25 protein-coding genes are annotated in these 26,020 nt (G+C 71.4%); 15 read left to right on the top strand and 10 right to left on the bottom strand.

Going from position 1 to position 26,020, the window contains the following annotated elements; all coding sequences use genetic code 11:
- Nucleotides 1-58 precede the first annotated feature (58 nt).
- From HHL10_RS07765 to HHL10_RS07795, 7 genes are all read left to right on the top strand, one after another.
- Entirely contained in the window at nt 59-1,054 is a 996-nt protein-coding gene (locus tag HHL10_RS07765) for an FAD-binding oxidoreductase (protein ID WP_169159780.1), read from the top strand.
- Nucleotides 1,055-1,070: 16 nt separating this feature from the next.
- Nucleotides 1,071-1,844, top strand: a complete 774-nt coding sequence (gene rfbF / locus HHL10_RS07770) for a glucose-1-phosphate cytidylyltransferase (protein WP_169159781.1) — start codon at nt 1,071-1,073, stop codon at nt 1,842-1,844.
- A 4-nt stretch (nt 1,845-1,848) separates the two neighbouring features.
- The gene (gene rfbG / locus HHL10_RS07775) at nt 1,849-2,907 is read left to right on the top strand and encodes a CDP-glucose 4,6-dehydratase (RefSeq protein WP_169159782.1); all 1,059 of its coding nucleotides are present in this window, start codon (nt 1,849-1,851) and stop codon (nt 2,905-2,907) included.
- Nucleotides 2,904-4,223, top strand: a complete 1,320-nt coding sequence (gene rfbH / locus HHL10_RS07780; RefSeq protein ID WP_169159783.1) for a lipopolysaccharide biosynthesis protein RfbH — start codon at nt 2,904-2,906, stop codon at nt 4,221-4,223. The genes rfbG and rfbH overlap by 4 nt, the downstream gene beginning before the upstream one ends.
- Entirely contained in the window at nt 4,223-4,756 is a 534-nt protein-coding gene (locus tag HHL10_RS07785) for a dTDP-4-dehydrorhamnose 3,5-epimerase family protein (RefSeq protein WP_169159784.1), read from the top strand. The genes rfbH and HHL10_RS07785 overlap by 1 nt, the downstream gene beginning before the upstream one ends.
- 213 nt (nt 4,757-4,969) lie before the next feature.
- A complete protein-coding gene (locus HHL10_RS07790) occupies nt 4,970-5,806 on the top strand; it encodes an NAD-dependent epimerase/dehydratase family protein (RefSeq protein WP_169159785.1) in 837 nt (278 codons plus the stop codon).
- Between the two features lie 31 nt (nt 5,807-5,837).
- A complete protein-coding gene (locus tag HHL10_RS07795; protein WP_169159786.1) occupies nt 5,838-6,785 on the top strand; it encodes a glycosyltransferase family 2 protein in 948 nt (315 codons plus the stop codon).
- A 169-nt stretch (nt 6,786-6,954) separates the two neighbouring features.
- Here HHL10_RS07795 and HHL10_RS07800 read toward each other — a convergent pair whose 3' ends face one another.
- The 10 genes from HHL10_RS07800 to HHL10_RS07845 all read right to left on the bottom strand — a co-directional run bounded on the left by HHL10_RS07800 (nt 6,955) and on the right by HHL10_RS07845 (nt 19,443).
- Complete coding sequence (locus tag HHL10_RS07800; protein WP_169159787.1) at nt 6,955-8,358, bottom strand: TolC family protein; 1,404 nt, start codon at nt 8,356-8,358, stop codon at nt 6,955-6,957.
- Nucleotides 8,359-8,360: 2 nt separating this feature from the next.
- Nucleotides 8,361-9,584, bottom strand: coding sequence for a beta-barrel domain-containing protein (locus HHL10_RS07805; protein ID WP_169159788.1), 1,224 nt, complete (start codon nt 9,582-9,584; stop codon nt 8,361-8,363).
- Nucleotides 9,585-9,597: 13 nt separating this feature from the next.
- Entirely contained in the window at nt 9,598-11,856 is a 2,259-nt protein-coding gene (locus HHL10_RS07810; protein WP_169159789.1) for a type I secretion system permease/ATPase, read from the bottom strand.
- A gap of 127 nt (nt 11,857-11,983) precedes the next feature.
- Complete coding sequence (locus HHL10_RS07815) at nt 11,984-13,936, bottom strand: O-linked N-acetylglucosamine transferase, SPINDLY family protein (RefSeq protein WP_235971183.1); 1,953 nt, start codon at nt 13,934-13,936, stop codon at nt 11,984-11,986.
- Between the two features lie 156 nt (nt 13,937-14,092).
- A complete protein-coding gene (locus HHL10_RS07820) occupies nt 14,093-15,202 on the bottom strand; it encodes a tetratricopeptide repeat-containing glycosyltransferase family 2 protein (RefSeq protein WP_169159790.1) in 1,110 nt (369 codons plus the stop codon).
- A gap of 70 nt (nt 15,203-15,272) precedes the next feature.
- Nucleotides 15,273-16,001 carry a flagellar brake protein gene (locus HHL10_RS07825; RefSeq protein WP_169159791.1) on the bottom strand — a complete coding sequence of 243 codons (729 nt, stop codon included), beginning with the start codon at nt 15,999-16,001 and terminating at the stop codon, nt 15,273-15,275.
- A gap of 38 nt (nt 16,002-16,039) precedes the next feature.
- Entirely contained in the window at nt 16,040-16,339 is a 300-nt protein-coding gene (locus tag HHL10_RS07830; RefSeq protein ID WP_169159792.1) for a flagellar protein FliT, read from the bottom strand.
- Between the two features lie 56 nt (nt 16,340-16,395).
- Complete coding sequence (gene fliS, locus HHL10_RS07835; protein ID WP_169159793.1) at nt 16,396-16,818, bottom strand: flagellar export chaperone FliS; 423 nt, start codon at nt 16,816-16,818, stop codon at nt 16,396-16,398.
- Nucleotides 16,819-16,949: 131 nt separating this feature from the next.
- Nucleotides 16,950-18,335 (bottom strand): flagellar filament capping protein FliD, encoded by a 1,386-nt coding sequence (fliD, locus tag HHL10_RS07840; protein ID WP_169159794.1) that lies wholly within the window; start codon nt 18,333-18,335, stop codon nt 16,950-16,952.
- Between the two features lie 298 nt (nt 18,336-18,633).
- The gene (locus HHL10_RS07845) at nt 18,634-19,443 is read right to left on the bottom strand and encodes a flagellin N-terminal helical domain-containing protein (protein ID WP_169159795.1); all 810 of its coding nucleotides are present in this window, start codon (nt 19,441-19,443) and stop codon (nt 18,634-18,636) included.
- 538 nt (nt 19,444-19,981) lie between these two features.
- On the opposite strand from HHL10_RS07845, the gene flhD reads away from it, so the two are divergent.
- The 8 genes from flhD (at nt 19,982) to flhB (ending at nt 25,901) form a co-directional block, all read left to right on the top strand.
- On the top strand, nt 19,982-20,305 hold the full coding sequence (gene flhD, locus HHL10_RS07850; RefSeq protein WP_169159796.1) for a flagellar transcriptional regulator FlhD: 324 nt from the start codon (nt 19,982-19,984) through the stop codon (nt 20,303-20,305).
- Nucleotides 20,306-20,363: 58 nt separating this feature from the next.
- Nucleotides 20,364-20,903 (top strand): flagellar transcriptional regulator FlhC, encoded by a 540-nt coding sequence (flhC, locus tag HHL10_RS07855; RefSeq protein ID WP_169159797.1) that lies wholly within the window; start codon nt 20,364-20,366, stop codon nt 20,901-20,903.
- A 116-nt stretch (nt 20,904-21,019) separates the two neighbouring features.
- The gene (locus HHL10_RS07860) at nt 21,020-21,484 is read left to right on the top strand and encodes a hypothetical protein (RefSeq protein WP_169159798.1); all 465 of its coding nucleotides are present in this window, start codon (nt 21,020-21,022) and stop codon (nt 21,482-21,484) included.
- Nucleotides 21,485-21,592: 108 nt separating this feature from the next.
- Nucleotides 21,593-22,453: a flagellar motor stator protein MotA gene (motA, locus tag HHL10_RS07865; protein ID WP_169159799.1), complete on the top strand. Its 861-nt coding sequence runs from the start codon at nt 21,593-21,595 to the stop codon at nt 22,451-22,453.
- Nucleotides 22,454-22,485: 32 nt separating this feature from the next.
- Nucleotides 22,486-23,469, top strand: a complete 984-nt coding sequence (motB, locus tag HHL10_RS07870) for a flagellar motor protein MotB (RefSeq protein ID WP_169159800.1) — start codon at nt 22,486-22,488, stop codon at nt 23,467-23,469.
- Nucleotides 23,466-23,867: a response regulator gene (locus HHL10_RS07875; RefSeq protein WP_169159801.1), complete on the top strand. Its 402-nt coding sequence runs from the start codon at nt 23,466-23,468 to the stop codon at nt 23,865-23,867. The genes motB and HHL10_RS07875 overlap by 4 nt, the downstream gene beginning before the upstream one ends.
- Before the next feature lie 17 nt (nt 23,868-23,884).
- The gene (locus tag HHL10_RS07880) at nt 23,885-24,535 is read left to right on the top strand and encodes a protein phosphatase CheZ (protein WP_235971184.1); all 651 of its coding nucleotides are present in this window, start codon (nt 23,885-23,887) and stop codon (nt 24,533-24,535) included.
- A gap of 220 nt (nt 24,536-24,755) precedes the next feature.
- Nucleotides 24,756-25,901: a flagellar biosynthesis protein FlhB gene (flhB, locus tag HHL10_RS07885; protein WP_169159802.1), complete on the top strand. Its 1,146-nt coding sequence runs from the start codon at nt 24,756-24,758 to the stop codon at nt 25,899-25,901.
- The last annotated feature ends 119 nt before the right edge of the window (nt 25,902-26,020 follow it).

Consider the following 26,020-nt stretch of genomic DNA (forward strand, 5'->3'; position numbering starts at 1 on the left):
GCCATCGCCCCGGGGCGCTCTGCGGTGTACTTCCGGCCGTAGTCACGGAATCGCTGTCATGTCCTCTGCCACCGTCACGCTTGCCAACCTGCGCCAGTTCACCGCCCGGCGCGGGCAGGCGCTGCTCGATGCCGCCCTGGAGCAGGGCCTCGTGCTGGAGCATGGCTGCCGCACCGGCCGCTGCGGCGGCTGCAAGGCCCAGGTGCGCTCGGGCGATACCGCGGCGCTGCGCGAGGAGGTGTCGCTGCCGCCGGCACAGGCCGCGCAGGGCTGGATACTGACCTGCGCGCGCGAGGCGGTCACGGACGTGGCGCTGGACATCGAGGACCTCGGGGCGCTGGCCGGCATCGAGGTCAAGACCGTGCCCTGCCGCATCGACGCCCTGCAGCCGCTGGCGCCCGACGTGATGCGGATCGAGCTGCGGCTGCCGCCCAACGCGGCCTTTCGCTTCCTGCCCGGGCAGTACATCGACGTCAGCGGCCCCGGCGGGCTGCGGCGCAGCTACTCCATCGCCAGCGACAGCGCCCAGCCCGGCCGGCTCACGCTGCACGTGCGCGCCGTGCCCGGCGGCGCGATGAGCCGCTACTGGTTCCACGAGGCCAAGCCCAACGACCTGCTGCGCCTGCGCGGCCCGCTGGGCAGCTTCTTCGTGCGCGAGTGCGCCGGGCAGGACCTGGTGTTCCTGGCCACCGGCACGGGCATCGCGCCGGTGCTGTCCATGCTCGCCGGCGTGCGCCGCCTCGACGCGGCGCAGCGCCCGCGCAGCCTCGCGCTGTACTGGGGCGGACGCCTGGCGCAGGACCTGTACCTGGACATCGCCGCGCTGGCGCCCGAAGTGCGCTTCGTGCCCGTGCTCTCGCGCCAGGAGCGCTGGGACGGCGCGCGCGGCCACGTGCAGGACGTGTTCCTGGCTGCCGGCCCCGACCTGGCGCGCAGCGCCGTCTATGCCTGCGGCTCGGCGGCCATGACGGCCGCGGCGCGCGACACGCTCCTGGCCGCCGGACTGGCGCCGGGGCGCTTCCACGCTGACGCCTTCGTCAGCAGCTCCCTTTGACTTGAAGGAACCTTCCGTGAAGGCAGTGATTCTTGCGGGCGGCCTCGGCACGCGGCTGAGCGAGGAAACCTCGGTGCGGCCCAAGCCGATGGTGGAGATCGGCGGCCACCCGATCCTCTGGCACATCATGAAGATGTACGCCAGTCACGGCGTCAACGACTTCGTGATCTGCTGCGGCTACAAGGGCTACGTCATCAAGGAGTTCTTCGCCAACTACTGCCTGCACACCTCGGACGTGACCTTCCACCTCGGCGAGAACCGGGTGGACGTGCACCACCGCCGCAGCGAGCCCTGGCGCGTGACGCTGGTGGACACCGGCGACGAGTCCATGACCGGCGGGCGGCTGCGCCGCGTGGCCCGTTACGTGCGCGACGAGGAGGCCTTCTTCTTCACCTACGGCGACGGCGTCAGCGACGTGGACATCGGCGCCACGCTCGACTTCCACCGCAGCCACGGCAAGCTCGCCACCGTCACCGCCACGCACCCGCCCGGGCGCTTCGGCGCGCTGGAGCTGCACGACAGCCAGGTGCGGCGCTTCGTGGAGAAGCCCCGCGGCGACGGCGGCCTCATCAACGCGGGCTTCTTCGTGCTCAGCCCCAAGGTGCTGTCCTACATCGACGGCGACGCCAGCATCTGGGAGCAGGCGCCGCTGATGAACCTGGCCGCCGACGGCCAGCTCATGGCCTACGAGCACCACGGCTTCTGGCAGCCCATGGACACGCTGCGCGACAAGCAGCACCTGGAGCAGCTGTGGGCCGAGGGCAAGGCGCCCTGGAAGCGCTGGGACTGAGGCCATGGACAGCGGTTTCTGGCGCCACCGGCGCGTCTTCGTCACGGGCCACACCGGCTTCAAGGGCAGCTGGCTCACGCTGTGGCTGCGCGCCCTGGGCGCGGAGGTCGCGGGCTACGCCCTGGCGCCGCCCACCGAGCCCGCGCTGTTCGACATCGCGCGCGCGGGGCAGGGCATCACGCACCACCTGGGCGACGTGCGCGACCCCGCGCGGCTGCAGGCGGCGCTCGTGGACTTCGCGCCGGAGGTGGTGATCCACATGGCGGCGCAGCCGCTGGTGCGCGCCTCCTACACCGACCCGGTGGGCACCTACGCCACCAACGTCATGGGCACGGTGCACCTGCTGGAGGCCGTGCGCCGCGCCGGCAGCGTGCGCGCCGTGGTCAACGTCACCACCGACAAGTGCTACGAGAACCGCGAGTGGCTGTGGGGCTACCGCGAGGACGAGGCCATGGGCGGGCATGACCCGTACAGCAGCTCCAAGGGCTGCGCCGAGCTCGTCACCGCCGCCTGGCGCCGCTCCTTCCTGCACCAGGGCGTGGCCGTGGCCAGCGCGCGCGCGGGCAACGTCATCGGCGGCGGCGACTGGGCCGCCGAGCGCCTGGTGCCCGACGTGCTCAAGGCCTTCGCGCAGGGCGAGCCGGTGGTGCTGCGCAACCCGCTGGCCGTGCGCCCCTGGCAGCATGTGCTGGAGCCGCTGTGCGGCTACCTGACGCTGGCGCAGCGGCTGCACGAGCAGGGCCAGGCCTTTGCCGAGGGCTGGAACTTCGGCCCCGCCGACGACGACGCCCGGCCCGTGGGCCAGGTGGTGCAGGGGCTGGCGGCGCTGTGGGGCGAGGGCGCGCACTGGCGCCAGGACCCGGCGGCGCAGCCGCACGAGGCGCAGCTGCTCAAGCTCGACTGCTCCAAGGCGCGCCAGCGCCTGCGCTGGCAGCCGCGCTGGGGCCTGGACGAGACGCTGCGCCGCATCGTGGCGTGGCACCGCGCCTGGCTGGGCGGCGCCGACATGCGCGAGCACTGCCTGCAGGAAATCAACGACTACATGCATCAAGGACAGCGATGACCACCACCCCCGAGAGCCTGCGCGCCGAGATCGGCCGCCTCGTGCAGCAGTACGCCGAGCTGGCGCTCGCGCCCAAGCCCTTCGAGGCGGGGCGCTCCACCGTGCCCGTGTCGGGCAAGGTCATCGGGGCGCCGGAGCTGCAGATGATGGTGGAGGCCTCGCTCGACGGCTGGCTCACCACCGGGCGCTTCAACGAGGCCTTCGAGCAGCGCCTGGCGCGCTACCTGGGCGTGCAGCACCTCATCACGGTCAACTCCGGCTCCTCGGCCAACCTGGTGGCCTTCAGCACGCTGACCTCGCCGCGCCTGGGCGAGCGCGCCATCAAGCCCGGCGACGAGGTCATCGGCGTGGCCGCGGGCTTCCCCACCACCGTCAACCCCATCCTGCAGTTCGGCGCCGTGCCGGTGTTCGTGGACGTGGAGCTGGGTACCTACAACATCGACGCCGCCAAGGTCGAGGCCGCCATCGGGCCGCGCACGCGCGCCATCATGCTGGCGCACACGCTGGGCAACCCCTTCAACCTCGAAGTGATCACGGCGCTGTGCCGCAAGCACAACCTGTGGCTGATCGAGGACTGCTGCGACGCCCTGGGCTCCACCTACGACGGCCGCCTGGTGGGCACCTTCGGCGACATCGGCACGCTGAGCTTCTACCCCGCGCACCACATCACCATGGGCGAGGGCGGGGCGGTGTTCACCAACAACGCCGAGCTCAAGCTCATCGCCGAGTCCTTCCGCGACTGGGGCCGCGACTGCTACTGCCCGCCGGGCAAGGACAACACCTGCGGCAAGCGCTTCTGCCAGCAGTTCGGCACGCTGCCCCAGGGCTACGACCACAAGTACACCTACTCGCACCTGGGCTACAACCTCAAGATCACCGACATGCAGGCCGCCTGCGCGCTGGCGCAGCTCGACCGGCTCGACGGCTTCGTGGCGGCGCGCCGGCGCAACTTCGCGCTGCTCAAGGAGCGGCTGCGCAGCTGCGAGGAGTTCCTGCTGCTGCCGCAGGCCACGCCTGGCAGCGACCCGTCGTGGTTCGGCTTCCCCATCACGCTGCGGCCCGGCGCCAACGCCAGCCGCAACGAGCTGGTGCAGTACCTGGAGCAGGCGCGCATCGGCACCCGGCTGCTGTTCGCCGGCAACCTCACGCGCCAGCCCTACATGATCGGGCGCCACTACCGCGTCAGCGGCGAGCTCACCAACACCGACGTGGTCATGAACGACACGCTGTGGCTGGGCGTCTACCCCGGGCTGACCGAGGCGATGCTGGAGCACATGGTCAGCACGGTGGAAACCTTCTTCGGCCTGAACTTCTGATGCTGCAGGCCACCGAACTGCTGCCCGGCGCCTTCCACGTGCCGCTGGCGCGGCTGGCCGACGCGCGCGGCGCCTTCGTCAAGACGCACGCGGTCGGCGCGCTGGCGCGGCTGGGCCTCCACTTCGAGCTGCGCGAGGAGTTCTACTCGCTGTCGCGGCGCGACGTGATCCGTGGCATGCACTTGCAGTTGCCGCCGCACGACCACGACAAGATCGTCTACTGCCCGCAGGGCCGCGCGCTGGACGTGCTGCTGGACCTGCGCCGCGGCAAAGGTTACGGGCGCAGCCGCGGCGTGCTGCTGGACGCGCGCGAGCCCGCGCTGGTGTTCATCCCGCGCGGCGTGGCGCACGGCTTCAAGGCGCTGGAGGACGACACGCTCATGGTCTACAAGGTCTCCAGCGAGCACGCGCCCACGCATGACGCGGGCGTGCGCTGGGACAGCTTCGGCTTCGACTGGGACTGCGCCGCACCGCTGACCTCCGAGCGTGACCGCCGCCACCCGGCGCTCGCGGAGTTCGACAGCCCGTTCTGATTCCAGCTTCACTTCAGTGGCGAAATGCCCCGTTCGCACTGATATGCATCCCACTTGGTTTTCGAACGCTGAAAGCCCGTTCGTGCTGAGGTATCGAAGTACGAGCGGGCGCTGCGGCCTGCCGCGCAGCTGGGGCCGTTCACCCTTCGATACCTCAGGGCGAACGGGACACTTGACTGGCAAAGAAGAAGCGGAATGGAGCCTGTCCCTCCCATGAAAATCTTCCTCACCGGCGGCACCGGTTTCGTCGGCAGCCATTTCCTGCGCCAGGCGCTGGCCGCGGGCCACGAGGTGGTGGCGCTGCGGCGCCCGGGCAGCCGCACGCGGCTGGAGCTGCCACGGCAGCCGCACTGGGTCGAGGGCGAGCTCGACGCCGACCACGCCGCGGCGCTGCAGGGCTGCGAGGTGCTGGTGCACCTGGCCTCGCACACGCCCAACCCGCCCTACGACACGCTGGAGCGCTGCCTGTACTGGAACGTCTGGGCCTCGGTGCGGCTGGCCGAGCAGGCCCGCGCCGCCGGCGTGAGCCGCTTCCTCATCGCCGGCTCCTGCTTCGAGTACGGCCGCTCGGCGGCACGCTACGAGGCCATCCCCACCGACGCGCCGCTGGAGCCCGAGCTGTCCTACCCGGTGTCCAAGGCCGCCGCGGCGGTGGCCTTCCTGGCGCTGGGGCGCCAGAGCGGGGTGCGGCTGGAGCTGGCGCGCATCTTCCAGGTCTACGGCGAGGGCGAGCAGGCCACGCGGCTGTGGCCCGCGCTGCGCCGCGCCGCGCTGGCGGGCGAGGACTTCCCGATGAGCGCGGGCGAGCAGTGGCGCGACTTCGTGGCGGTGGAGGACGTGGCGGCGCATTTCGTGCGCGCGCTGCCCTGCGAGCACCTGCGGCCCGGCGAGCCCCGCGTCACGCACGTGGCCAGCGGCCGGCCGCAGCGGCTCATCGACTTCGCCCAACACTGGTGGCGCCACTGGGGCGCCACGGGGCGGCTGCTGCCCGGGGCCTTGCCCTACCGCCCGGGCGAGCTCATGCGGCTGCTGCCCCAGGCCACCGATTGATCCCGCCGACTGACCTCATTCCCTCCCATCCATGAACCACGACGATTCCCTGGTGTCGGTGCTGATGCCGGCCTACAAGCCCGAGCACTTCAAGGAGGCGCTGCTGTCGGTGGTGAACCAGACGCACGCCAACCTGGAGATCCTGGTCGGCGACAACAACGGCGACGGCAGCATCCGCGCCGTCGTGGACGAGGTGGCCGACCCGCGCGTGGTGTACGTGCCCACGCACGCCGTCACCGGCGGCAGCCCGCGCATCAACCACATGGTGCTGTGGTGGCGCGCCCGCGGCCGCCATGCGCGCTACGTCTATGACGACGACGTGATCTTCCCGCGCTCCACCGAGGTGCTGCTGGGGCTGCAGCGGCAGCTGCCGGGCTGCGCCTTCACCTGGCACCAGCGCGTGATCATCGACGAGCACGGCGTGGTGCGCGGGCGCCACGGCGCGCTGCCCGACGGCGGCGGCCCCACGGTGATGGACCGCCCGATGCTGCTGCGCAACCTGGCGCAGCACTTCAACTTCATCGGCGAACCCTGCTTCGTGATGTTCGACCGCGAGGTGGTGCGCCACTTCGACTTCGCGCGCCATGCCGGCACCGACCTGGTGTTCCTGTGGGACGTGGCGGTGTACCTGGAGGCCGGGCGCTACGGGCTGTGCGCGGGCAGCCCCGAGTTCCTGGGCGGCTTCCGCCAGCACGGCGGGCAGTTCTCGTCGGCGCAGAGCCCCAACTTCGTCTACGGCTGCATCGAGTGGGAGCTGGTGTTCCGGCAGGAATGCGTGGAGGGCCACCTCGCGCCCGACGACGCCGCCGCGGCGCTGTTGCGCGTGGCGCGGCTGTACGAGGGCTACAAGGCCAGCGTACCGGTGCTGGCCGAGTTCCAGCAGCGGCTGCTGGCCGACATCGTCACCAAGCGCATCGCCGAGACCACGCCGCGCTTCATGGCGGACTACCGGGCGCTGCGCGACAGGCGCCGGGGCTGAGTCCGGGCGGGCGCCGGAAGGGCTCGGGGCTGCCGCGCCCGCTTCGAACCCGCTGATTGGTCAGCAGTTCTGAACAATGTCCCACTCACTGGGAGCATTGTTCAGCTCTCCTGGAAAATCCCGCGCCACCGCTTTGCCGGAGGGCCCGGCATCCGCGCGCCGGCTCGGCTCACTGCTGCAGCCCCGCCGCCACGCCCGCGCCCAGCGACCACAGCAGCGCCGTGGCCTGCTGCGCGTCGAGCAGCGCGTTGACGCGGGTCACCAGCAGGTTGTGGTATTCGCTCTCGCTGGAGATGACGTCGAACAGCGAGCGCCGCCCCAGCTGCTGCCACTGCAGCAGCGTGGCCTGGCGCACGCGCTGGCTGCCGCGCAGCACCTCCACGCTGGCCTGCGCACGCTCGAACGCGGCGCGCGCCTGCTCGTGGGTCTCGGCCACGCGCTGCAGCCGCGCGCTCAGCGCCTCGTCGCGCTGCAGCAGCGTGGCCTCGGCGCGCTGGCGCGCCGCGCGCTGCGCGGGCTCGGCCGTGAGGTCCAGCAGCGGCACGCTCAGGTTCACGCCGGCGCTCCACACCGTGGAGGGGGTGCCCACGCCGGCCGAGCGCGAGCCGCTCACGCTCCAGGACAGCTGCGGGCGGTTCTGCGCGGCCGTGGCGCGGGCCAGGTGCTGCTGCGCCTGCGCCTGCGCGCTGAGCTGCGCGATGGCGTTGGCGTGCGCGGCTTGGTCCAGCGTGGCCTCCAGCGCGGGCGGCCCGGGCAGCAGCGCCTCCAGCGGCGCCGGCGGCGGCAGCGTCTCGCCGACGAAGCGGCGCAGCCGCGACTCGACCTGGCGCTGCTGCGACTGCGCCTGGGCCAGCGACAGCTGCACCTGGCGCAGCGTGTTGCTGGTCTGCAGCAGCTCGCTGGCGCGGCCGCGGTCGGCCGCCACGATGCGCTCGAGCGCGCCCATCAGGCAGCTCATGCGCGCCTCGTAGCGGGCGTAGACCTCGACCTGGCGGCGGTAGCGCTGGCGCTCCAGCGCCAGCGACACGGTCTGCAGCGCCACCTGCTCGCGCGCGTCGAGCTCGCCCTGGCGCGCGGCTTCGAGCAGCCGCTCGCGCCAGTCCGCCTGCGCCGCGCTGCGCCCGGCATCGAACAGCGGCGCGCTCAGGCTCAGGCTGGCCTGGCCCTGCACGCCGTCCTGGCGCAGCAGGCCCTGGTGCTGGTTGAGGGCGTTGAGCCCGCCGCCCAGGCGCACCTGGGGCAGCGGCTGGGCGCGCGCCTCCTCCAGGTCGCTCTGCGCGGCCTCGGCCAGCAGCCGCGCCGCGCCCACGCTCTGGCTGCGCGCCTGCGCCTGCTGCAGCAGCGCCTGCAGCGCCTGGCGCGCCGCGGCGCTGGCCTGCGGGTCGGGCGTGGCGGCGAAGGCGTCGGGCTCCTCGTCGGCGCAGGGGCCGGCGGCACCGCGCGGGAGGGGGTCGGCGGCGGCCTGGGCCGCCCCGGTGGCGGCGCCGGCCGGCCAGGCCAGCAGCGCGGCCAGCAGCAGGGTGGCGCCGTGGCGCAGCGCGCCCGGGGCGCGCCGGTACTTCGGGGACTTCACGCTCAGCGCTCCCGGAAGGCGTCGTGCGCGCGCAGCATCGGCTGCATCAGGAAGCTCAGCACCGAGCGCTCGCCGATGCGGAAGTCCACCGTGCCGGTCATGCCCGGGATCACCGGCAGCGGCTCGCCCTTCTTGTCGTGCAGCTCGGCGGCGTCGGTGCGCACCAGCACGCGGTAGTAGGTGGGATCGGCGCCGCCCATGCCGGCCCGGTCGGGATCGCCCAGCGCGTCCGGGCTGATGTGCTCGATGCGCCCCTTGAGCGTGCCGTACTGCGACGCGTCGTAGGCGAACACGCGCAGCTCCGCGGGCATGCCCATGGTCAGGAAGCCGATGTCGCTGGGCCGCACCCGCGCCTCCACCAGCAGCCGCGAGCTCGCGGGCACGATCTCCATCACCGGCGCGCCCGGCGAGACCACGCCGCCCAGCGTGACGGTGCGGATGTTCTTGACCAGCCCGTCCACCGGCGAGCTCAGCACCGTGCGGCGCAGCACGTCGGCGCGGCCTTCCTGCGCCTCGGTGAGCTGCGCCAGCTCCGAGCGCAGGCGCAGCAGGTCGGTGGCGGCGTCCTGGCGGAAGCGGTTGATGCGCTCCTGCGCCTGCATCTGCTGCTCGTTGACCTGGCGCTGCAGCCGCATCACCTCCACCTCCGACAGCAGCCCCTGCGCCGACATGTCCTGCGCCAGGCGCAGCTCGCGCTGCAGCAGCTCGGTGCTGCGGTGGATCGAGGCCACCGCCTCGTCCAGCGCGCGGCGCCGCACCTGGAAGGCCTCGGTTTCCAGGCGCACCAGCGCGGGCTCCCGCGCCACGGCCGGGGGGAACTGCGGGCTGCGCCCCGAGGCCTCGGCCTCGACGCGGGCGAGCGTGGCCTGCAGCGCCAGGCGCTTGGCCTCGCCCTCGTTCTGCTGGGCCTGGAAGCGCGTGGGGTCCAGGCGCACCAGCGGCTGGCCGGCGCGCACGCGCTCGCCCTCGCGCACCAGCAGCTGCGCCAGCAGCCCGCCCTCCAGGCTGGCCACGACCTGCTCGCGGCCGTCGGGCACCACGCGGGCGTCGGCGCGGGAGCTGCGGTCCACCTTGGCCAGCGCGGCCCAGGCCACGAACGCGGTCACCAGCGCCGTGATCAGCCACAGCGTCCAGCGGCTGCGCGGCAGGTCGTCCAGGTGCTGCGCGGCGCGCAGCTCCGACAGGTATTGCGCCTCGGCGGTGCCGAGCGTTTCTCGTGAAGCCATGGCAGGCGGGGAATCAAGCCCGGGCGGCCAGTGCCGCCGCGGGTAAGGCTGAAGGGGGCACGGCCGCCGCGGCGGCCGGTGCGGGGGTGGCCGCGGCGGCGCCCGGATGGGCCGGCGCGCTCTTCTGCCCCGCCAGCGCCGCCAGCACCAGCGGCTTGGGGCCGTCGAGCAGCACCTGCCCGGCATCGACCACCACCACGCGCTGCGCCAGCTCCAGCACCGCGGGACGGTGCGTGACCATCACCAGCGTGCGATCGCCCGCGGCGGCGGCGAGCTGGCGCACGAACACCTGCTCGGACTGCGCGTCCATGGAGCTGGTGGGCTCGTCCATGAGCAGGATGCGCGGGCGCGTGACCAGGCAGCGCGCCAGCGCCACCAGCTGGCGCTGGCCGCCCGACAGCAGCACGCCCAGCTCGCCCACCTCCAGCTCCCAGCCCTGCGGGTGCGCGGCCACCACGCGGTCCAGCCCGGTGAGCTGCGCCACCTCGGTCAGCGCCGCGGCGTCGATGCCGGGGCGGCCCATGGTCACGTTGTCGCGCAGCGTGCCCTTGAACAGCCGCGGCTCCTGCGACACGAAGCCCACCTGGGTGCGGAAGTCGGCGCGGTCGAGCTGGCGCAGGTCGATGCCGTCCACCTCCACGCGGCCCTGCGTGGGCTCGTACAGCCCGGCCAGGATGCGCAGCACGGTGGACTTGCCGCTGCCGATGCGCCCCAGGATGGCCACGCGCTCGCCCGGCTCGAAGCGCAGGTTCACGCCCTTGAGCACCACCGGCGGCGGCGCCGCGCTGGTGGGCGGGTAGGCGAACTGCACGTCGCGCAGCGCGATGCGGCCGCTGAGCCGCGTCGGCGGCAGCGCCGGCGCGCCCGCGACCCGCTCGGTGGGCAGGCCCATGAGGTTGTCCAGCGCGCGCAGCGCGGCGCGCGCGCCCTGGTAGCGCGTGGCCAGGCCCACCACGCTGGCCAGCGGCGCGATGGCGCGGCTGGCGAACATCACCGCGCCGATGAGCCCGCCGCTGCTGAGCTGGTTGTCGGCGATCAGGTACACGCCCCACACCAGCATCACCAGCGTCACGAGCTGCTGCGAGGAGCTGGCGAGGTTGTTGCTCCAGCTGGCCATGCGCCGCGAGCGCAGCGAGGCCTCGGCCGCGGCGGCCGTGGCCACCTCGAAGCGGCCCACGAAGCGGCCTTCCGCGCCGGTGGCCTTGACGTCCTCCAGCCCCTCCAGCGACTCCACCAGCAGCGCCTGCTGGTCGGCCATGAACTGCATGTTGGCGCGCATGGCGCGGCGCAGCGAGTTCTGCATCAGCAGCGTGGCGCCCAGCACCAGCGGGATGGCCGCCACCATCACCCAGCCCAGCGGGCCGGCGACCACGAAGATCGCCGCCACGAACAGCAGCACGAAGGGCAGGTCCGTGAGCACCGACAGCGTCGCGGAGGTGGTGAAGTCGCGCACCAGCTCGACCTGCGCCATCTGGTGCGCGCAGGCCCCGGCCGAGGCCGGGCGGTGCTCCATGCGCACCTCCAGCGTCTGGCGGTACAGCGCCATGCCCATGAGCAGGTCGGCCTTCTTGCCCGCGACGTCGATGAGGTAGGCGCGCAGCTGGCGCGCGGCCGTGTCGAACAGCAGCGCCGCCAGCGCCACGGCGGCCAGCGCCCACAGCGTGGCGAAGGCCTGGTGCGGGATCACCTTGTCGTAGGTCACCGAGGTGACGGTGCCGATCACCAGCGTCAGCACGTTGCTCAGCAGCGCCGCCAGCATCGCCGTGCGGTAGTGCGGGGCGAAGCGCCGCAGGGTGCTCCACAGCCAGTGCGGGGCGTCCACGCGGTCGGCCTCGCTGGTGGGCGTGGCCTGCGGCGTGGCCACCAGCACGAAGCCGGTGTGCCGCGGCGCGAGCTCGGCCTCGGCCTGCACCGACACCGCGCCGCTGAGCGGGTCCGCCACCTCGTAGCGCGCGCCCTCCAGGCGGCGCAGCACCACGCAGGCCTGGCGCTCGTGCAGCAGCAGCACCGCGGGCATCAGCAGCTCGCTGAGCTGCGCCAGCGGCCGCTCGACGACGCCGGCCTTGAAGCTCGCGGCCTGCAGCACGCGCAGCGCCTGCGCCGGCGTGAGCAGGCCCGCATCGACGGCCTGGCCGGCCAGCAGCGAGGCCGCGCTGTGCTCGCGGCCGTGATGGCGCGTGAGCCACAGCAGCGCGGCCAGCAGCGCGTCGGGCGCCGTGGCGGGCTCGGGCGCCGCGGCGGCGGCAGCGGGGGGCGGGGCGGGAATGCTCATGGAACCTTCTTGTGACTGCTTGCGGCCGGCCGGGCCCATGCCGCATGGCGCGCGCCCCGGCCCTGGCGGCTCGGGACGAACGGCCCGCGGCATCGGCCGGCAAGGAATCGGGAGAGCGCCCCCCGGCTCAGCCGCGGCGGTGCTGCAGCGCCAGGCGCTCCAGCTCGGCCTCGTAGCCGCGCACGAAGCGCGGGGTGTCGAACAGCACCGACTGGCGGCCTTCCTCGCGCAGGTAGCGCCGGTAGGAGGCCACGCGCGCGGGCGTGCGGCCCAGGTGGATGGCCATGCGCTCGTACTCGGCCAGCGAGGTCGTGATCAGGTCGGGCAGGCCTACGTGCGTGAGCAGGCTGCCGGCCATGCGCGAGATGTAGGTGCGCCCCGACAGCGTCAGCAGCGGCAGCCCCATCCACAGCACGTCGCTGGCGGTGGTGCCGCCGTTGTAGGGGAAGGTGTCGAGGAACAGGTCGGCCATCTGGAAACGCGCCAGGTAGTCCGGCGGCGCCACGCGCGGCGCGAAGATCAGCCGCTCGCGCGCCACGCCCGCGTCCTCGGCGGCGCGGCACATGTTCTCCTGCGCCCACTCGTTGTCGGCCAGCAGCCACAGCACGCTGCCCGGCACCGCGTGCAGCACGCGCATCCAGCTGCGGAACACGTCCTCGGTGAACTTGAAGTTGTTGTTGAAGGCGCAGTAGACGAAGGCGTCCTCGGGCAGCCCGCACTGCGCGCGCGTGGGCGTGGGGCCGATCACGCGCTTGCGGTCGCTGACCTGGTAGCAGTCGGGCAGGTAGATGGGGCGCTCGCTGCTGTAGGGCAGCAGCTCCGGGGGCATGACGTAGCGGTCGGCGATGACCCAGTCCACGCCGGGGATGCCGCAGGTGCCGGGAAAGCCCAGGTAGCTCACTTGCACCGGCGCCGGGCGCTTGCCCAGGATGGCCGGGCGCGCGCCGTTGGTCAGGCCCTGCAGGTCCACCAGCACGTCGATGCCCTGCGACGTGATGAGCTGCGCCGCGAGGTCGTCGGTAAGGCCCCCGATGGACCAGACCTTGTCGAAGCCGGCCCTCAGCCGCGCGCGCAGCGGCGTGCCGTCCTCGCGGCTCCAGCAGAAGGCGTGCACCTCGAAGCGCTCGCGGTCGTGCAGCTCGTAGAGCTCGGCGGTGAGCAGCCCCACGGCGTGCATGTGCAGGTCGCCCGAGAGGTAGCCGATCTTGATGCGCCCGCTGCGCGGGCCGTAGGCCGGGTGCAGCGGCAGCAGCGGCGGCTTGGGCACGCGCTCCAGCGCGAAGCGCTGCGCCGCCACCATGTGCAGCGCCGGATCGTCGGTGGCGCTGAGCATGGCCAGCGCCGAGGTGCCGGCCAGCAGCTGGTAGTGCGTGACGGCGCCCACGGGCTCGTACACCGGCCACTTGCATTGCTTCTGGCGCAGGTGCACGTAATGCTGGATCGGGCCGGACTGCACGGGATTGAGCGACAGGCTCAGCTTGAGCCAGGCCTCGGCTTCCTCGAAGCGGCGCAGCTGCTCGCACAGCCGCGCGGAGTTGTTGACGGCATGGATGCGCAGCTCCAGCGCCGTCTCGTTGGGCGCGGGCTGCTGGGCGATGAGCGCCCACTGCGCCAGCGCCTCCTCGTGGCGGCCCTGGCGTTCGAGCTGGTGGCCCAGGTTCAGCAGCGCGTGCGTGAAGCCCGGCGAGAACTCCAGGGCGCGGCGGTAGGCGAGCTCGGCCTCCTTGGCGCGGCCCAGCGCGTCCAGCACCGTGCCCCAGTTGAAGCAGGCCACGTGGCGCATCGGCGAGGGCGTGTTCTCGATCCACTGCTCGTAGAGCCGGGCCGAGGCCTCGGACAGGCCCTGCTGCGTCAGCCGCCCGGCGCTGTCGAGCAGCTCCATGAACTCCATGCGGCCCGAGCGGGCATGCGCGAGCGCCTGGTCGAGCGCGGCGTTGGCTGGCGCGTTGGGTGACGCGGCGGGCAAGGTGCCGGACGGGGCGGCGGCCTGGTCGAGCGCGATCTTGGAAGCGGCGGCGGACGCCTTCAGCGCAGCCTTGGCAGGGTGGGCGGGCGTCTTCGAGGTGGTCTTGGAAGGCATGGCGTGGCCGGCGAGGTACTCCGGGCGCCATTGTCGGGAAGGGCCCGCGCGCCCGATCGGTGCATCAGGCGGGGGAAGTCGGGCTATCTCGGTGGACGGCCGGGCTGGCGGCGCGGCGGCCGGGCCGCCCCCAGCAACATGCCGCCGGGCGGCCGGTCACGGCCTGGCGCCGCGCGGGCCGGGGGCCGCTCTCAGTTGCCGGGCCAGCGCGTGATAGCGCCGGGCCTTGGCGGCGTCATTGGTGCCCTCGTACAGCACGGCCAGGTTGTGTGCGGCCGAGAAGCTGCCGCTGCCGCGCACGCCGTCGAGCTCAGGGCGCTCGCCGATCTCCAGGCAGCGCAGCCAAGCGGCTTCGGCCATGGGCAGCCATTGCTCCAGCGCCTGTTCCGGGTTGGCCACCGCGACGTCCAGGAACAGATTGCCCAGTGCGAAGAAATAGTCGGGGTAGCCCTGGCACTCGTCCATCAGCTCCCCGGACACGACGATGGCGCGCTCGAACTCCCCGGACTGCGCCAGGCAGTACACCAGACGGGCCGCGGCTTCACGGCGCCACTGCTTGTCCGGATGCGCCCGCTGCAGCGCCTTTTCGTACTGGTCACTGGCCTGCAGGAATTCCTTGGCCAGCTCGTGCTCCGTGCCCAGCTGGTAGGCCAGGTAGGCGTTATCGGGCTGGTGTTGGGTTTCCTGCAGCAGCATCTGCAGGTTGCGGCCGGCCTTTCTGGTGCGCTGCGCGGGCAGGTAGCCGTCGTGGCCGATGACCAGCGGCAGGCGCCGGCGGGGCAGCTCGGAAACGGGCTGCTCGTGGATGCGTCCCTCGTAGCGCACGCCCCGGGGCAGCAGGCGGGGAATCCACGCGCGTCCCTGCTCGTCCCGGCCGGCGATCTCCAGGTCGCTGCGGATGAGGGCCTGCCCCAGGAAAAGCGTGCGCAGCTCCGGGCCGCGCAGGCACTGCGCGCCGCCTTCGAGCCACTCGTCGGCGTCCAGCACCAGGTTCCAGTCGGCATCGGCCAGCTCCAGCGCCAGGTTGCGGGCCGCCGCGAAGTCGTCGTTCCAGGGCGCGTGGTGCACCTGGGCGCCGCAGGACCTGGCGATGGCGACCGTGTCGTCGGTGGAGCCGGTATCCAGCACCAGCATGCGGCGCACGACGGCCTTGGCACTCTGCAGGCAGCGCGCGATGCAGCGCGCCTCGTCGCGTGCGATGACCACGAGGGCCAGATCGGGTTGCGCGTGCGGCGTGGCACGCGCGGGCTTGTGCTTCTTGCTCATGTCCGGGAGGTTGTCGGCAGTCGGTGGAGCCCCCGGGCATGCAAGGGCCGGCCCGGCGCCCTGGCGGCCGTCAGCCGGCGTGCTGGCCCTGTACGCGCCACAGGTAGGCCTGCAGCGCCTGTGCCGTCGCCGCGGGCGGATCGACGAAGCGGCAGCCCAGGCGCAGGCCGGCACTGTCGGCGCTCATGCAGGTGACATGCAGCACTTCCAGCGTGAGCGCCAGCCGGGTGTGGCAGTCGAGCTCCAGCAGCGCCTGGGCAAACACCTCGCCCGGGTGCAGCGGGGGCTGGTCGTAGGGCAGCCGCAGCGCGCAGCCGCCCAGGCTCAGGTCCAGCACCTGCAGCACGCGCGCGGCGTCGGGATGGGCGGGATCGGGCAGGTACGCGGTGGGTGCGCCGGCGGGGCGCACGCGGCGGTTGCGGCGGCGGTTGATGCGCAGCACCTGGGTGGGCAGCGCCGCCTGCAGCGTGCAGCCCGCGGTGCCGTGCACCAGCAGCAGGTGGTCCAGCCCGAACTGCAGCTGCATGCCGTCCAGGAAGCCCGAGGCCAGCGCCTGCGGCGCGGCCAGCAAGGGCTGCAGCTGCGCCACGGCGGCATCGGCGGCAAAGCCGATGCGCCGGCGCTCGGCGTCGCAACCCAGCAGCCGCGTGGTCGTCAGGCCGCCCTCGGGCGAGCTCAGGTGCAGCGGGACGGCCTCGTCGATGAGGCGGCGCAGCAGCGCGGCGATGTCCGGCGCCGTGTCTACGTGCAGCACCTCGGCGGCTTCGGGTGGCGGGGCGGGGGAGACGGAGGTGTCCATCGGGGCACCGGGGGCGTTCGGGGAGAAGGAGGTGGCGCTCAATGCACGGTGCGTGGGCGGCCGCCCAGCAGGCCGTCCAGCCGCTCGCGCCAGGGCTCGGCCAGGCTGCGGATCTGAGCGTCGTTGAGCAGGATGCGCTGCAGGATGCGGGCCTTGGTGCGGGCCTGGTCGGGGGGCAGCGGGCGGGCGCGCGCGGCGTCCCTGAGCTGCGAGATCAACCGTCCGCAGGCGCCTTCGAGCTGCACCACCTGGTCCCAGTCGCCGCGTCGCGCCGCGGCCAGCATGTCAGCGCTGGCCTGCTCGATGGCTTCGTAGTAGCTCAGCAGCGGGGTGTCCATGGTCGTCGGTGCGCCCGGGGCGATGCGGGGGAGGGCGGACGGTGAGGTGGCGGCGTTCAGCGCGCGCCTTCGGCTTGCGGGGCGATGGCGGCCCAGGCCTCGCGCAGCGGCTCGATCAGGCGCTTGCATTCGTCGAGCGGCGCGGGGTCGCTGCGCAGGTTAGCCTGCGTCAGGCGCATGGTGACGTAGCCGTAGAGGTCGTTGAGGTTGGCGGCGAGCTCGCCGCCTTGCTGCAGGTCCAGCGCGCTGCGCAGTCCTTCCTCGACGATGCGCACGGCACGGTTGAGCGCCTGGCACTTGGCCGCCACGTCGTCTTGCGCCAGGGCGCCCTGCGCCTGCGCCACGGCGTCGATCAGGCCGTCGAACAGCATCGCCACCAGCTTGTGCGGCGAAGCGGCGCTCACGCCGGTCTGCACGCCCACCTGGTGGTAGGCGCTGGCGGCACGGCGCGGCGCGAAAGGAGAGGCTCCGGTGTACATGGTGCTTGCCGAGGTCTTGCTGATGTCAATGACTTATCGGCGCGGCGGGCGCTGGGCTTGAGCCGCGCAAGCCCGCGAAAAAGCGCCCTTTCGGGCGCTTCTCCGGGCTTTGCCTCGCGGCGCCGGCATGCTTAGCCGGTGGACTTGTTCCACTGGGCGACCTGCTGCGACACGTAGGACGACAGCGCATTGATCGAGCCCATCTTGGCGTCCAGCGCCTGGTACTGCTTTTCCAGCCGGGTCTGCCAGCGCACCACGCGCTCCTCCAGCCGCTCCTGCTCGGTCTGGTTGCGCTTGAGCTTGCCTTGCAGGCTGTCGGTGCGCGAGGTCAGGAAGCCGTCGGTGCCCGTGACCGTGTCGCCGAGCTGCCTGAAGCGCACGCCGAAGCCGTTGTTGCTGACCGTCACCGCGTCGGAGCTGGTGAAGAGCTTGCCCAGCTCCGTGGGCTGCTTCAGCGCCTCGGCGAGCCTGGTGCTGTTGGCCTTGAGCGTGCCGTCCTTCTGCATCTCCAGGCCCACGCTGCTGAGGGTCTTGAAGGCCGTGGACAGGCCGCTGCTGCTCTGCGCCAGGCTGCGCAGCTCGGAGCGCAGCCGCATGGCGGCGCTGTCGCCCTGCAGGTTGCCCGCCTTCTTGGTGCCCGCGTCGTACTTGGTCTGCTCGGCCAGATAGTTGTTGAGCGCGTTGTAGGCCGCCACGAAGTCGTCGATGGCCTTCTTCTGCGCCGTCTCGTCGTTGCTCAGCGTGACCTTCGCGGTGCCTTCCTTGACCAGGATCAGCGACAGCCCATCCATGGCATTGCTGACCTGGTTGCTGCCGGACTCCGCCGGCACGCCGTTGATGGTGAACTGCGCGTTCTGCGCCGCCTGGGCCTGCGTCATGCCCCCGACCAGGCCGGGCTGGTAGTTGAAATCGGCGAAGTCGCCCGTGACCATGATCCGGCTGCCCAGGCCGGTGCTTTGGGAGGTCAGCGCCAGGCGTGCCGCGCCCGTGGCGTCGCGCACCACCGAGGCCGTGACGCCGATGCCCGCGGCGTTGATGCGGTCGCGCACCTGCTCCACGGTGGTGCCGGGATCGGTGAAAGTGAGGTCCAGCGCGCTCGTGCCGTCCTTGAGCACGGGCGGCGGGCCGTACTCCTGCACGATCTGGATGGTCATCGTGCCCGCGCCCACGGCGGACGAGAGGGCGCGCGAGTACAGCGTCTGCGCGCGCGCGATGCTCGACACCGCCACCGTGTACTCGCCCGCGGCGGCGCTGCCGGTGGTGGCGGCGCTGACGGTGGTAGTGTCGGAGGAGGTGGCGCTGGTCTGCTTCCACAGGCTGGAGCTGCCCAGCGCCGCGGCGGTGTCGCGCAGCGTGGACACCAGGCTCTGCACCTTGCCGTAGGCCGAGATCTGGGTCTGGATCTTGGTCGCGGCGGTCTGCAGGGTTGCGATCGGCTTGCGCTCGAGCGTCACGAGCTGCGACATGATGCTGCTGACGTCGAGCCCGCTGCCGATGCCGGTGGAGGAGATGGCCATGGAGGGAATCCTTCTCGGGTGAGCATCTGGGGGTGTCCCTGTACATCGGCAGGGACCCGAAGAACTTGAGGCCGGCCACGCGCCGTGCCGGCAGCCGGCGCCGGTGCGGCCCCGTGCGCGCGGTCAGGAATTGTTCGCCGGCCGGCACGGCAGCGATGCCCGGACAAGCCGGGCCAATGCAGCCCAGTTCGCCGCGTTGCGGCCACAACCTCAATGCGGCAGCCAAGCAAAAAGGCCCGCGTGCCGGGGCATGCGGGCCTTTTGCAGTGAGGGCGGCCGCGAGGCCGCCCGGCTGTGCTTAGCGCAGCAGCTGCATGACGTTCTGGGCCGACTGGTTGGCCTGCGCCAGCATGGCCGTGCCGGCCTGCTGCAGCACCTGGGCGCGCGACAGGTTCGACGTCTCAGTGGCGAAGTCGGCGTCCATGATGCGGCCGCGGGCGGCAGTGGTGTTCTCCACGTTGGCCTGCAGGCTGGCGATCACGTTGTCGAAAACGTTCTGCTGGGCGCCGAGGTTGGCGCGGTTGAGCGCCAGGTCCTTCAGGGCGGTGTCGATGGTGCCCAGTGCGGCCTGAGCGTCGGCTTGGCTGGTGATGGCGCCCGTGACGGCGCTGAGGTCCACCGTGGCGACAGTCACATCGATTTGATCGTCGGCGACGTTGTCGGCGCCCACCTGGAACTTGATGGCGGTGCCGGAGAACACCTTCTCGCCGTTGAAGCGGGTGGAGTTCACCGCGCGGTTGGCTTCCGTGAGAAGTGCCTGGTACTCGACGTTGATGTTGTCCCAGTCGGCGGTGGTGTTGGTGCCGTTGGCGCCCTGCACCGCCAGCTCGCGCATGCGCTGCAGGCCGTCCGTGACCTTGCCCAGCGCGGCGTCGGCCGTCTGCGTCAGCGAGATGGCGTCGTTGGCGTTGCGGATGGCGACGGTCATGCCGCGCGCTTGCGCGTTCATGCGGTCGGCGATGCCCAGGCCGGCGGCGTCGTCCTTGGCGCCGTTGACGCGCAGGCCGCTGGACAGGCGGGCCATCGAGGTCTGCAGCGAGCCTTGGCTGGCGCTCAGGGCACGCTGGGAATTCAGGGAAGAGACGTTGGTGTTGATCGACAAGGCCATGATGGGGGCTCCAGGTCTGTATAGATGACTCCGGCAGACGCCGGCATTCGCTGGTCGGCCTGGCGGGCCGCTTCGCGCCGCGTCGGCGGTTGCCCGCCGACCGCGCCCGGCGGTAGTCATCCGTTTGCCGTTCGGGAGTCGTGTGTGATGCCTGTCCCGAGGCGGCGGCCGGCTGCTACTGTCGGACCACGAAGCGTTGTTGCGCTCCGTTGCTTGCTGTATCGGCGGCTGCTCCGGGGAACTTAAGGGCCTGTCAACGAGAAATTTGGCGGAATTTTTTCGCGCCCTTTCCAGGGCGAGAACCGAGCCTGCGCCGGGTTATCGGAGGGGTTGAGACAAACTTGAGGGCGCCTCCTTTTCCCCGGTATGGGCCATGTCGCCGCGCCCGCAGCCGCGGCGGGCGTGTAGGAAATTGCCTTACAAGCCCCCTGGAAGAAAAGGGACTCCGGCGACGGAGATGGACCGATATTGCCCGGCTGTTCCGGCTTCTACAGTTCGCTACACGCTGAAGCACTTGCGCAACTGACACGAGAACGCCATGAACACCGAGCAGATCCTCGCCGAGATCCGGGAAGCCAACCTGTCGTACCTGATGCTGGCGCAGAGCCTGATCCGCAGCGATCGCGAGCAGGCGCTGTACCGGCTGGGCGTCTCCGACGAGACCGCGGGCATGATCGCCGCGCTCACGCCGGCGCAGATGCTCAAGATCGCCTCGGGCAACACGCTGCTGTGCCGCTTCCGCATGGACGACGAGCTGGTGTGGAACCTGCTCACCAACCACGGCCGCGGTGCCGCCAACGACGGCGTGAACCGGCTGCACGCCTCCATCCTGATGGCCGGCCGCCACCAGGAAGCCGCCTGAAGCGCGTTGCGACCGCATCCACCAAGTCATCAACCAGTCTTCCCGGAAGCCCGTCGTCATGGCCCGCAACAAGAGCATCCTTTCCGAAGCGCGTCAGATCGAGCGTGCCGTCACGCTGATCAACCTGGGCGCGCGGCTGCAGGTGCTGGAGAGCGAGACCGACCTGAGCTACGAGCGGCTGCTGCGCCTATATAAGGAAGTGTCGGGCAAGAGCCCGAGCAAGGGCCAGCTGCCGTTCTCCACCGACTGGTTCATGACCTGGCAGCCCAACATCCACGCCAGCCTGTTCCTCAACATCCACGAGTACCTGAACAAGAGCGCGGCGCTGGAGGACATCGACATCATCATCAAGGCCTACCAGCTGTACCTGGAGCACACCAGTGCCCAGGGCCTGGAGCCGCTGCTGTCGGTCACGCGCGCATGGCGCCTGGTGAAGTTCGTGGACAACGGCATGCTGGCCATGACCAAGTGCAGCCGCTGCGGCGGCCACTTCGTGACGCATCCGCACGAGATCGCCAAGCACTACGTCTGCGGCCTGTGCAACCCGCCCGCGCGCGCGGGCAAGGGCAAGGCCGCGGGCAGCCTCTCCATGCACTGAGCAGCGGGGCAGCGGGGCAGCGGCGGCGTCGTTGCGCGCCCCCGTTGTCCTTCACGCCGCGCGGCCCGGTGCGCCCGGCGCGCGGTGCTCGTCTTCAGCCGCCGTACCGCCATGTCGTGAAGCTCGTTCCCCTGCCGGCGCGCTATCTGCTCATTCATAGCGAACTGCCTTTCAACGTGTTCGATGCCGGCGCCCGGCTGCTGCTGGCCGCGGGGCAGTCCATCGACGGGCCGGTGCGCGAGCACCTGTTGCGCCGCGAGCTGTTCGTGGAGGCCGCGCGGTGGGCCGCCTGGGGCGCGTGGCTGGAGCCCGACGCCGGCCAGGCCAAGCCCCCACCGGCCGGCGGCGCACAGTGCCCGAGCCTCGGCCAGGCGTGGGCCGAGCTGGCCGTGGCGCTGGAGTCGGCGCTGCGCGAGCCCGGTGCCGACGGCGCCTGGGTGCAGGAGGCGCGCGCCGGCGCCGTGCGTGGCTTCCTTCATCGATGCGCAGGGCATGCTGGCGGCCCGACCATGGCTGCGCGACACCACGCGGCCGATGTTCGCGGTGAGCGCGGCGCGCCTGCCCGAACGTCCCGATCCTGAGCAGTTGTTGGCGCTGTTGCGCTGAGCGAGCCGGCTTCATGCGCGCGCGCGCTCAAGTCGCGCCGCCATGGGCCGATACTAGGCCGAATTGCAACCAAAGCCTTCTACATGTTCGTCCTCATCGGCTGGACCATCGCGCTGGGCTGTATCTTCGGCGTGTTCGTCGCACACGGCGGCAACATCGTCATCGTGCTCAATGCGCTACCGTTCGAGATGGCCACCATCGGCGGCGCGGCGCTGGGCGCGTTCATCGCCAACAACCAACCCAAGGTCCTCAAGGCCTCGGTGCGCAGCATCGCGGGTTGCTTCAAGAGCTCCAAGTACAGCAAGACGCGCTACCTGGAGCTCATGGCGCTGCTCTACGACATCCTGCAGAAGGCGCGCAAGGAAGGCCTCATCGCCATCGAGAACGACGTGGAAGCGCCCGCGGAATCGGCGCTTTTCCAGCGTTACCCGACCGTGGGCAACGACCAGCAGGTGGTGGAGTTCATCACCGATTACCTGCGCATGATGGTCTCGGGCAACCTCAACGCGCACGAGATCGAGAGCCTCATGGACAGCGAGATCGAGACGCACCATGCCGAGGCCCATGCGCCCGCGGCGGCCATGTCGCGCGTGGCTGGCGGGCTGCCGGCCTTCGGCATCGTCGCGGCCGTGCTGGGGGTGGTCAACACCATGAGCGCCGTGGGCCAGCCCCCGGCGATCCTGGGCGCCATGATCGGCTCGGCGCTGGTGGGCACCTTCCTGGGCATCCTGCTGTCCTACACCATCGCCGAGCCGCTGGCCGGGCTGATGGAGCAGAAGGTTGACGAGGGCACCAAGGAGCTGCAGTGCATCAAGACCACGCTGCTGGCCTCCATGCAGGGCTATGCGCCGCAGGTGGCCGTGGAGTTCGGCCGCAAGGTGCTGTACTCCACCGAGCGGCCCACCTTCACCGAGCTTGAGAACCACGTCAAGGGCAGGAAGTAAGCGGCGCGCGAGCTCCGGCGGAACCACAGGCCATGGCAGGCAACAACAAGCAGCGGCTGCAGCCCATCATCATCAAGCGCGTGCGCAAGGGCGCCCAGGCCCACAACGCCGGGACCTGGAAGATCGCGTACGCCGACTTCGTCACGGCGATGATGGCCTTCTTCCTGCTGATGTGGCTCATGGGCTCGCTCAGCGAGGGCGAGCGCAAGGGCATCGCCGACTACTTCTCCTCGCCCATGAAGATGAGCTTCACGCAGGGCATGGGCGCCAGCGCGGGCGACAGCTCCAGCATCATCAAGGGCGGCGGGCAGGATCTCACGCGCAGCGTGGGCGAGATCAAGCGCGGCGACGTGCAGGGCTCGCGCGACCAGCGCCCGATGCAGCTGCTCAAGAACGAGCAGGCGCGTGCGGAAATGCGCCGTTTGGAAAATCTCAAGACGAAGGTGCAGGCCAAGCTGGCCGATAATCCGCGGCTGAAGTCGCTGTCGTCTCAGCTGCGCATCGACATGGTGCAGGACGGGCTGCGCATCCAGATCGTTGACGAACTCAACCGCCCCATGTTCGCCAGCGGTTCCGCGGTGGTGCAGCCCTACATGCGCGAGCTGCTGCGCGAGATCGCGCAGTCGCTGGCCGAGATGCCCAACCGGCTCACCCTGGAGGGGCACACCGACGCGCACGCCTACTCCGGTGGCGAGCGCGGCTACAGCAACTGGGAGCTCTCCAGCGACCGGGCCAACGCCAGCCGGCGCGAGCTCGTCGCCGCTGGATTGCCCGAGGACCGCGTGGTGCGCGTGCTGGGTCTGGCTTCGAGCATGCTGTTCGATCCCAACGATGCGCTCAACCCGCAGAACCGGCGCATCAGCATCATTGTCATGAACCGAGAGGCCGAAGAGCGTTTCTTCCGCAGCGCAACCGATCCGGCGCCAAGCCCGGATGCGGCGGCGGATTCAAGCGCTCCAGGCGTTGCGCCGATAAGCCCGGCGGCCCCCTCCAATCGCCCCCCAACCACACCATGAGCACCCCATCCGATCTGAAGTTCCTGATCGTCGACGACTTCTCCACCATGCGCCGCATCGTGCGGGGGCTGCTCAAGGAAATGGGTTGCCACAACGCCGACGAGGCCGAGGACGGCGCCATCGCGCTGAGCATGCTCAAGAACCAGAAGTTCGACTTCGTGGTCAGCGACATCAACATGCCCAACATGAACGGCTTCGAGCTGCTGGCGGCCATCAAGGCCGAGCCCTCGCTCAAGCACCTGCCGGTGCTCATGGTCACGGCCGAAGCGCGCAAGGAGGACATCGTGCGCGCGGCGCAAAGCGGGGCGGCGGGCTACATCGTGAAGCCCTTCACCAAGGCCACGCTCGAAGAAAAAGTCCAGAAGATCCTTCAGAAGCTGAACACCGCGTCGGTTTGAAGTAAGGGAGAAGCATCATGACCCTACCCGACATGCCCCAGCCCAGCGCCCCGCTGATCGTCTCGCCGGAGGTGTTCCAGCAGCTCGGCGCCATCACGCGCATGCTGCACGACACCATGCAGCAGCTCGACGTGATGCCGCGGCTGCAGACCGCCACCGACGGCCTGCCCGACGCGCGCAGCCGGCTGCAGTACATCGCCGTCAAGACCGCCGAGGCCGCCAACAAGGTGCTGAACTCGGTGGACCAGGCCAAGGCCGAGCAGCAGCGCATCAGCCAGGCCACCGCCGAGATGGCCGCCGCCATGGTGGCCAACCCCGTCAAGGCCGTGGCCTCCGGCGCGGTGATGAACTTCATGCACGACGTGGAGGAGGCCACCGGGCGCATCGACGGCCACCTCACCGACATCATGATGGCGCAGGATTTCCACGACCTCACCGGCCAGGTGGTGGCCAAGGTGGTGAACCTGGCCAACGAGCTCGAGGACTCGCTGCTCAAGCTGCTGGTGCAGGTCATCCCGCCGGAGCAGCGCGAGAAGCTGCACGCGCCGTCCACGCTGGCCGCCGTGGCCCAGGAGCTCGACGGCCCGGTGGTCGATCCGAATGGGCGCACCGACGTCGTCAGCGACCAGAGCGAGGTGGACGACCTGCTGGCCAGCCTGGGCTTCTGACGCCCGCCCCGTTCGGCAGCGGGCTGCGCGCAGCCCCGCGCCCATGACGCCGTCACGCCGTGCCTTGCCGCCGGCCTGACGGCGTTTGGCTTTCCCCGGGCCGGTGCCTGCCTGCCGATGCCGGCGGCACGAAGTAGCCTTCCTCTTTCCCGCTTATCCGCAGGTCGCGCGTGCCCATCCGGGCGCACCATGACGGCCTGTTCCACGAGGTCCGACCGCCATGGCCAACGAGGGCGGCCAGGACCGCCAGTTACCCGCTTCCGAACGCAAGATCCGCAAGGCCCGCGAGCAGGGCCAGGTGGCGCGCTCGCGCGACCTGGGCCACTTCGCGGTGCTGGCCGCGGGCGGCGCGGCGCTGGTGGCGCTGGCGCAGCCGCTGGCGGGCTGGCTGCGCGGGCTGCTGGCGCAGGCGCTGCGCTTCGATGCGCGGGCGCTGGCCAGCCCGGACGTGATGCTGGAGCGGCTGGTCGGCCTGGGGCTGCAGATGCTGGTGCTGCTGCTGGGCCTCGGACTGCTGGTCACGCTGGTGGCGGTGGCCGCGGCCATGGGCGGCGGAGGCTGGAACTTCACCCTGCAGGCGCTGCAGCCCGACTTCACGCGGCTCAACCCGATCACGGGCGTGGGGCGGCTGTTCTCCAAGGAGCAGCTGACCCAGACGCTCAAGGCCTGCCTGCTGGCGCTGCTGCTGGGCCTGATCGGCGCCTTTTATGTGCGCGCGCACCTGCCGGACTTCATGTCGCTGCTGGCGCTGGCCTTGCCCGCGGCGCTGGCCGAGGCCGGCGCGCAGCTCTATGGCGGGCTGGCGCTGCTGGTGGGGGCGCTGGCGCTGTTCGCGCTGGTGGACGTGCCGCTGCAGCGCTTCATGCTGCTCAAGCGGCTGCGCATGAGCCACCAGGAGTTCAAGGAAGAGCACAAGCAGGCCGAGGGCAACCCGGAGATCAAGGGCCGCATCCGCCAGCGCATGCGCGAGATGTCGCGCCGGCGCATGATGGCCGCGGTGCCCGAGGCCGACCTGGTGGTGACCAACCCGACGCACTATGCCGTGGCGCTGAAGTACGACGAGACGAGCATGGGCGCGCCGCGCGTGGTGGCCAAGGGCACGGACCTGGTGGCGCAGCGCATCCGCGACATCGCGCGCGAGCACCAGGTGCCGGTGCTGGAGGCGCCGCCGCTGGCGCGCGCGCTGCACGCCCATGCCGAGCTCGAGCGCGAGATCCCCGCCGCGCTCTTCGCCGCGGTGGCGCAGGTGCTGGCCTACGTGTACCAGCTGCGCGCGGCCCTGGCCGGCCAGGGGGCCATGCCCGCGGCGGTGCCCGAGGTGTCCGTGCCCGCGGAGCTGGACCCGCTGGCCAAGGCCGCGCGCTGAGCGCCGCGGGCCGGGCCGAGTCGCCGTTTGCGCTGGATCAGGACCGGCGCCGGTCGCCGCGAACAGCGCCCTTTTCGGCCTGCTAATCCGGCTCAAGTTCCGGCGCCGCCCCGGAACAA

The organism is Azohydromonas caseinilytica (genome assembly GCF_012927045.1).
Lineage (GTDB): Bacteria > Pseudomonadota > Gammaproteobacteria > Burkholderiales > Burkholderiaceae_C > Azohydromonas > Azohydromonas caseinilytica.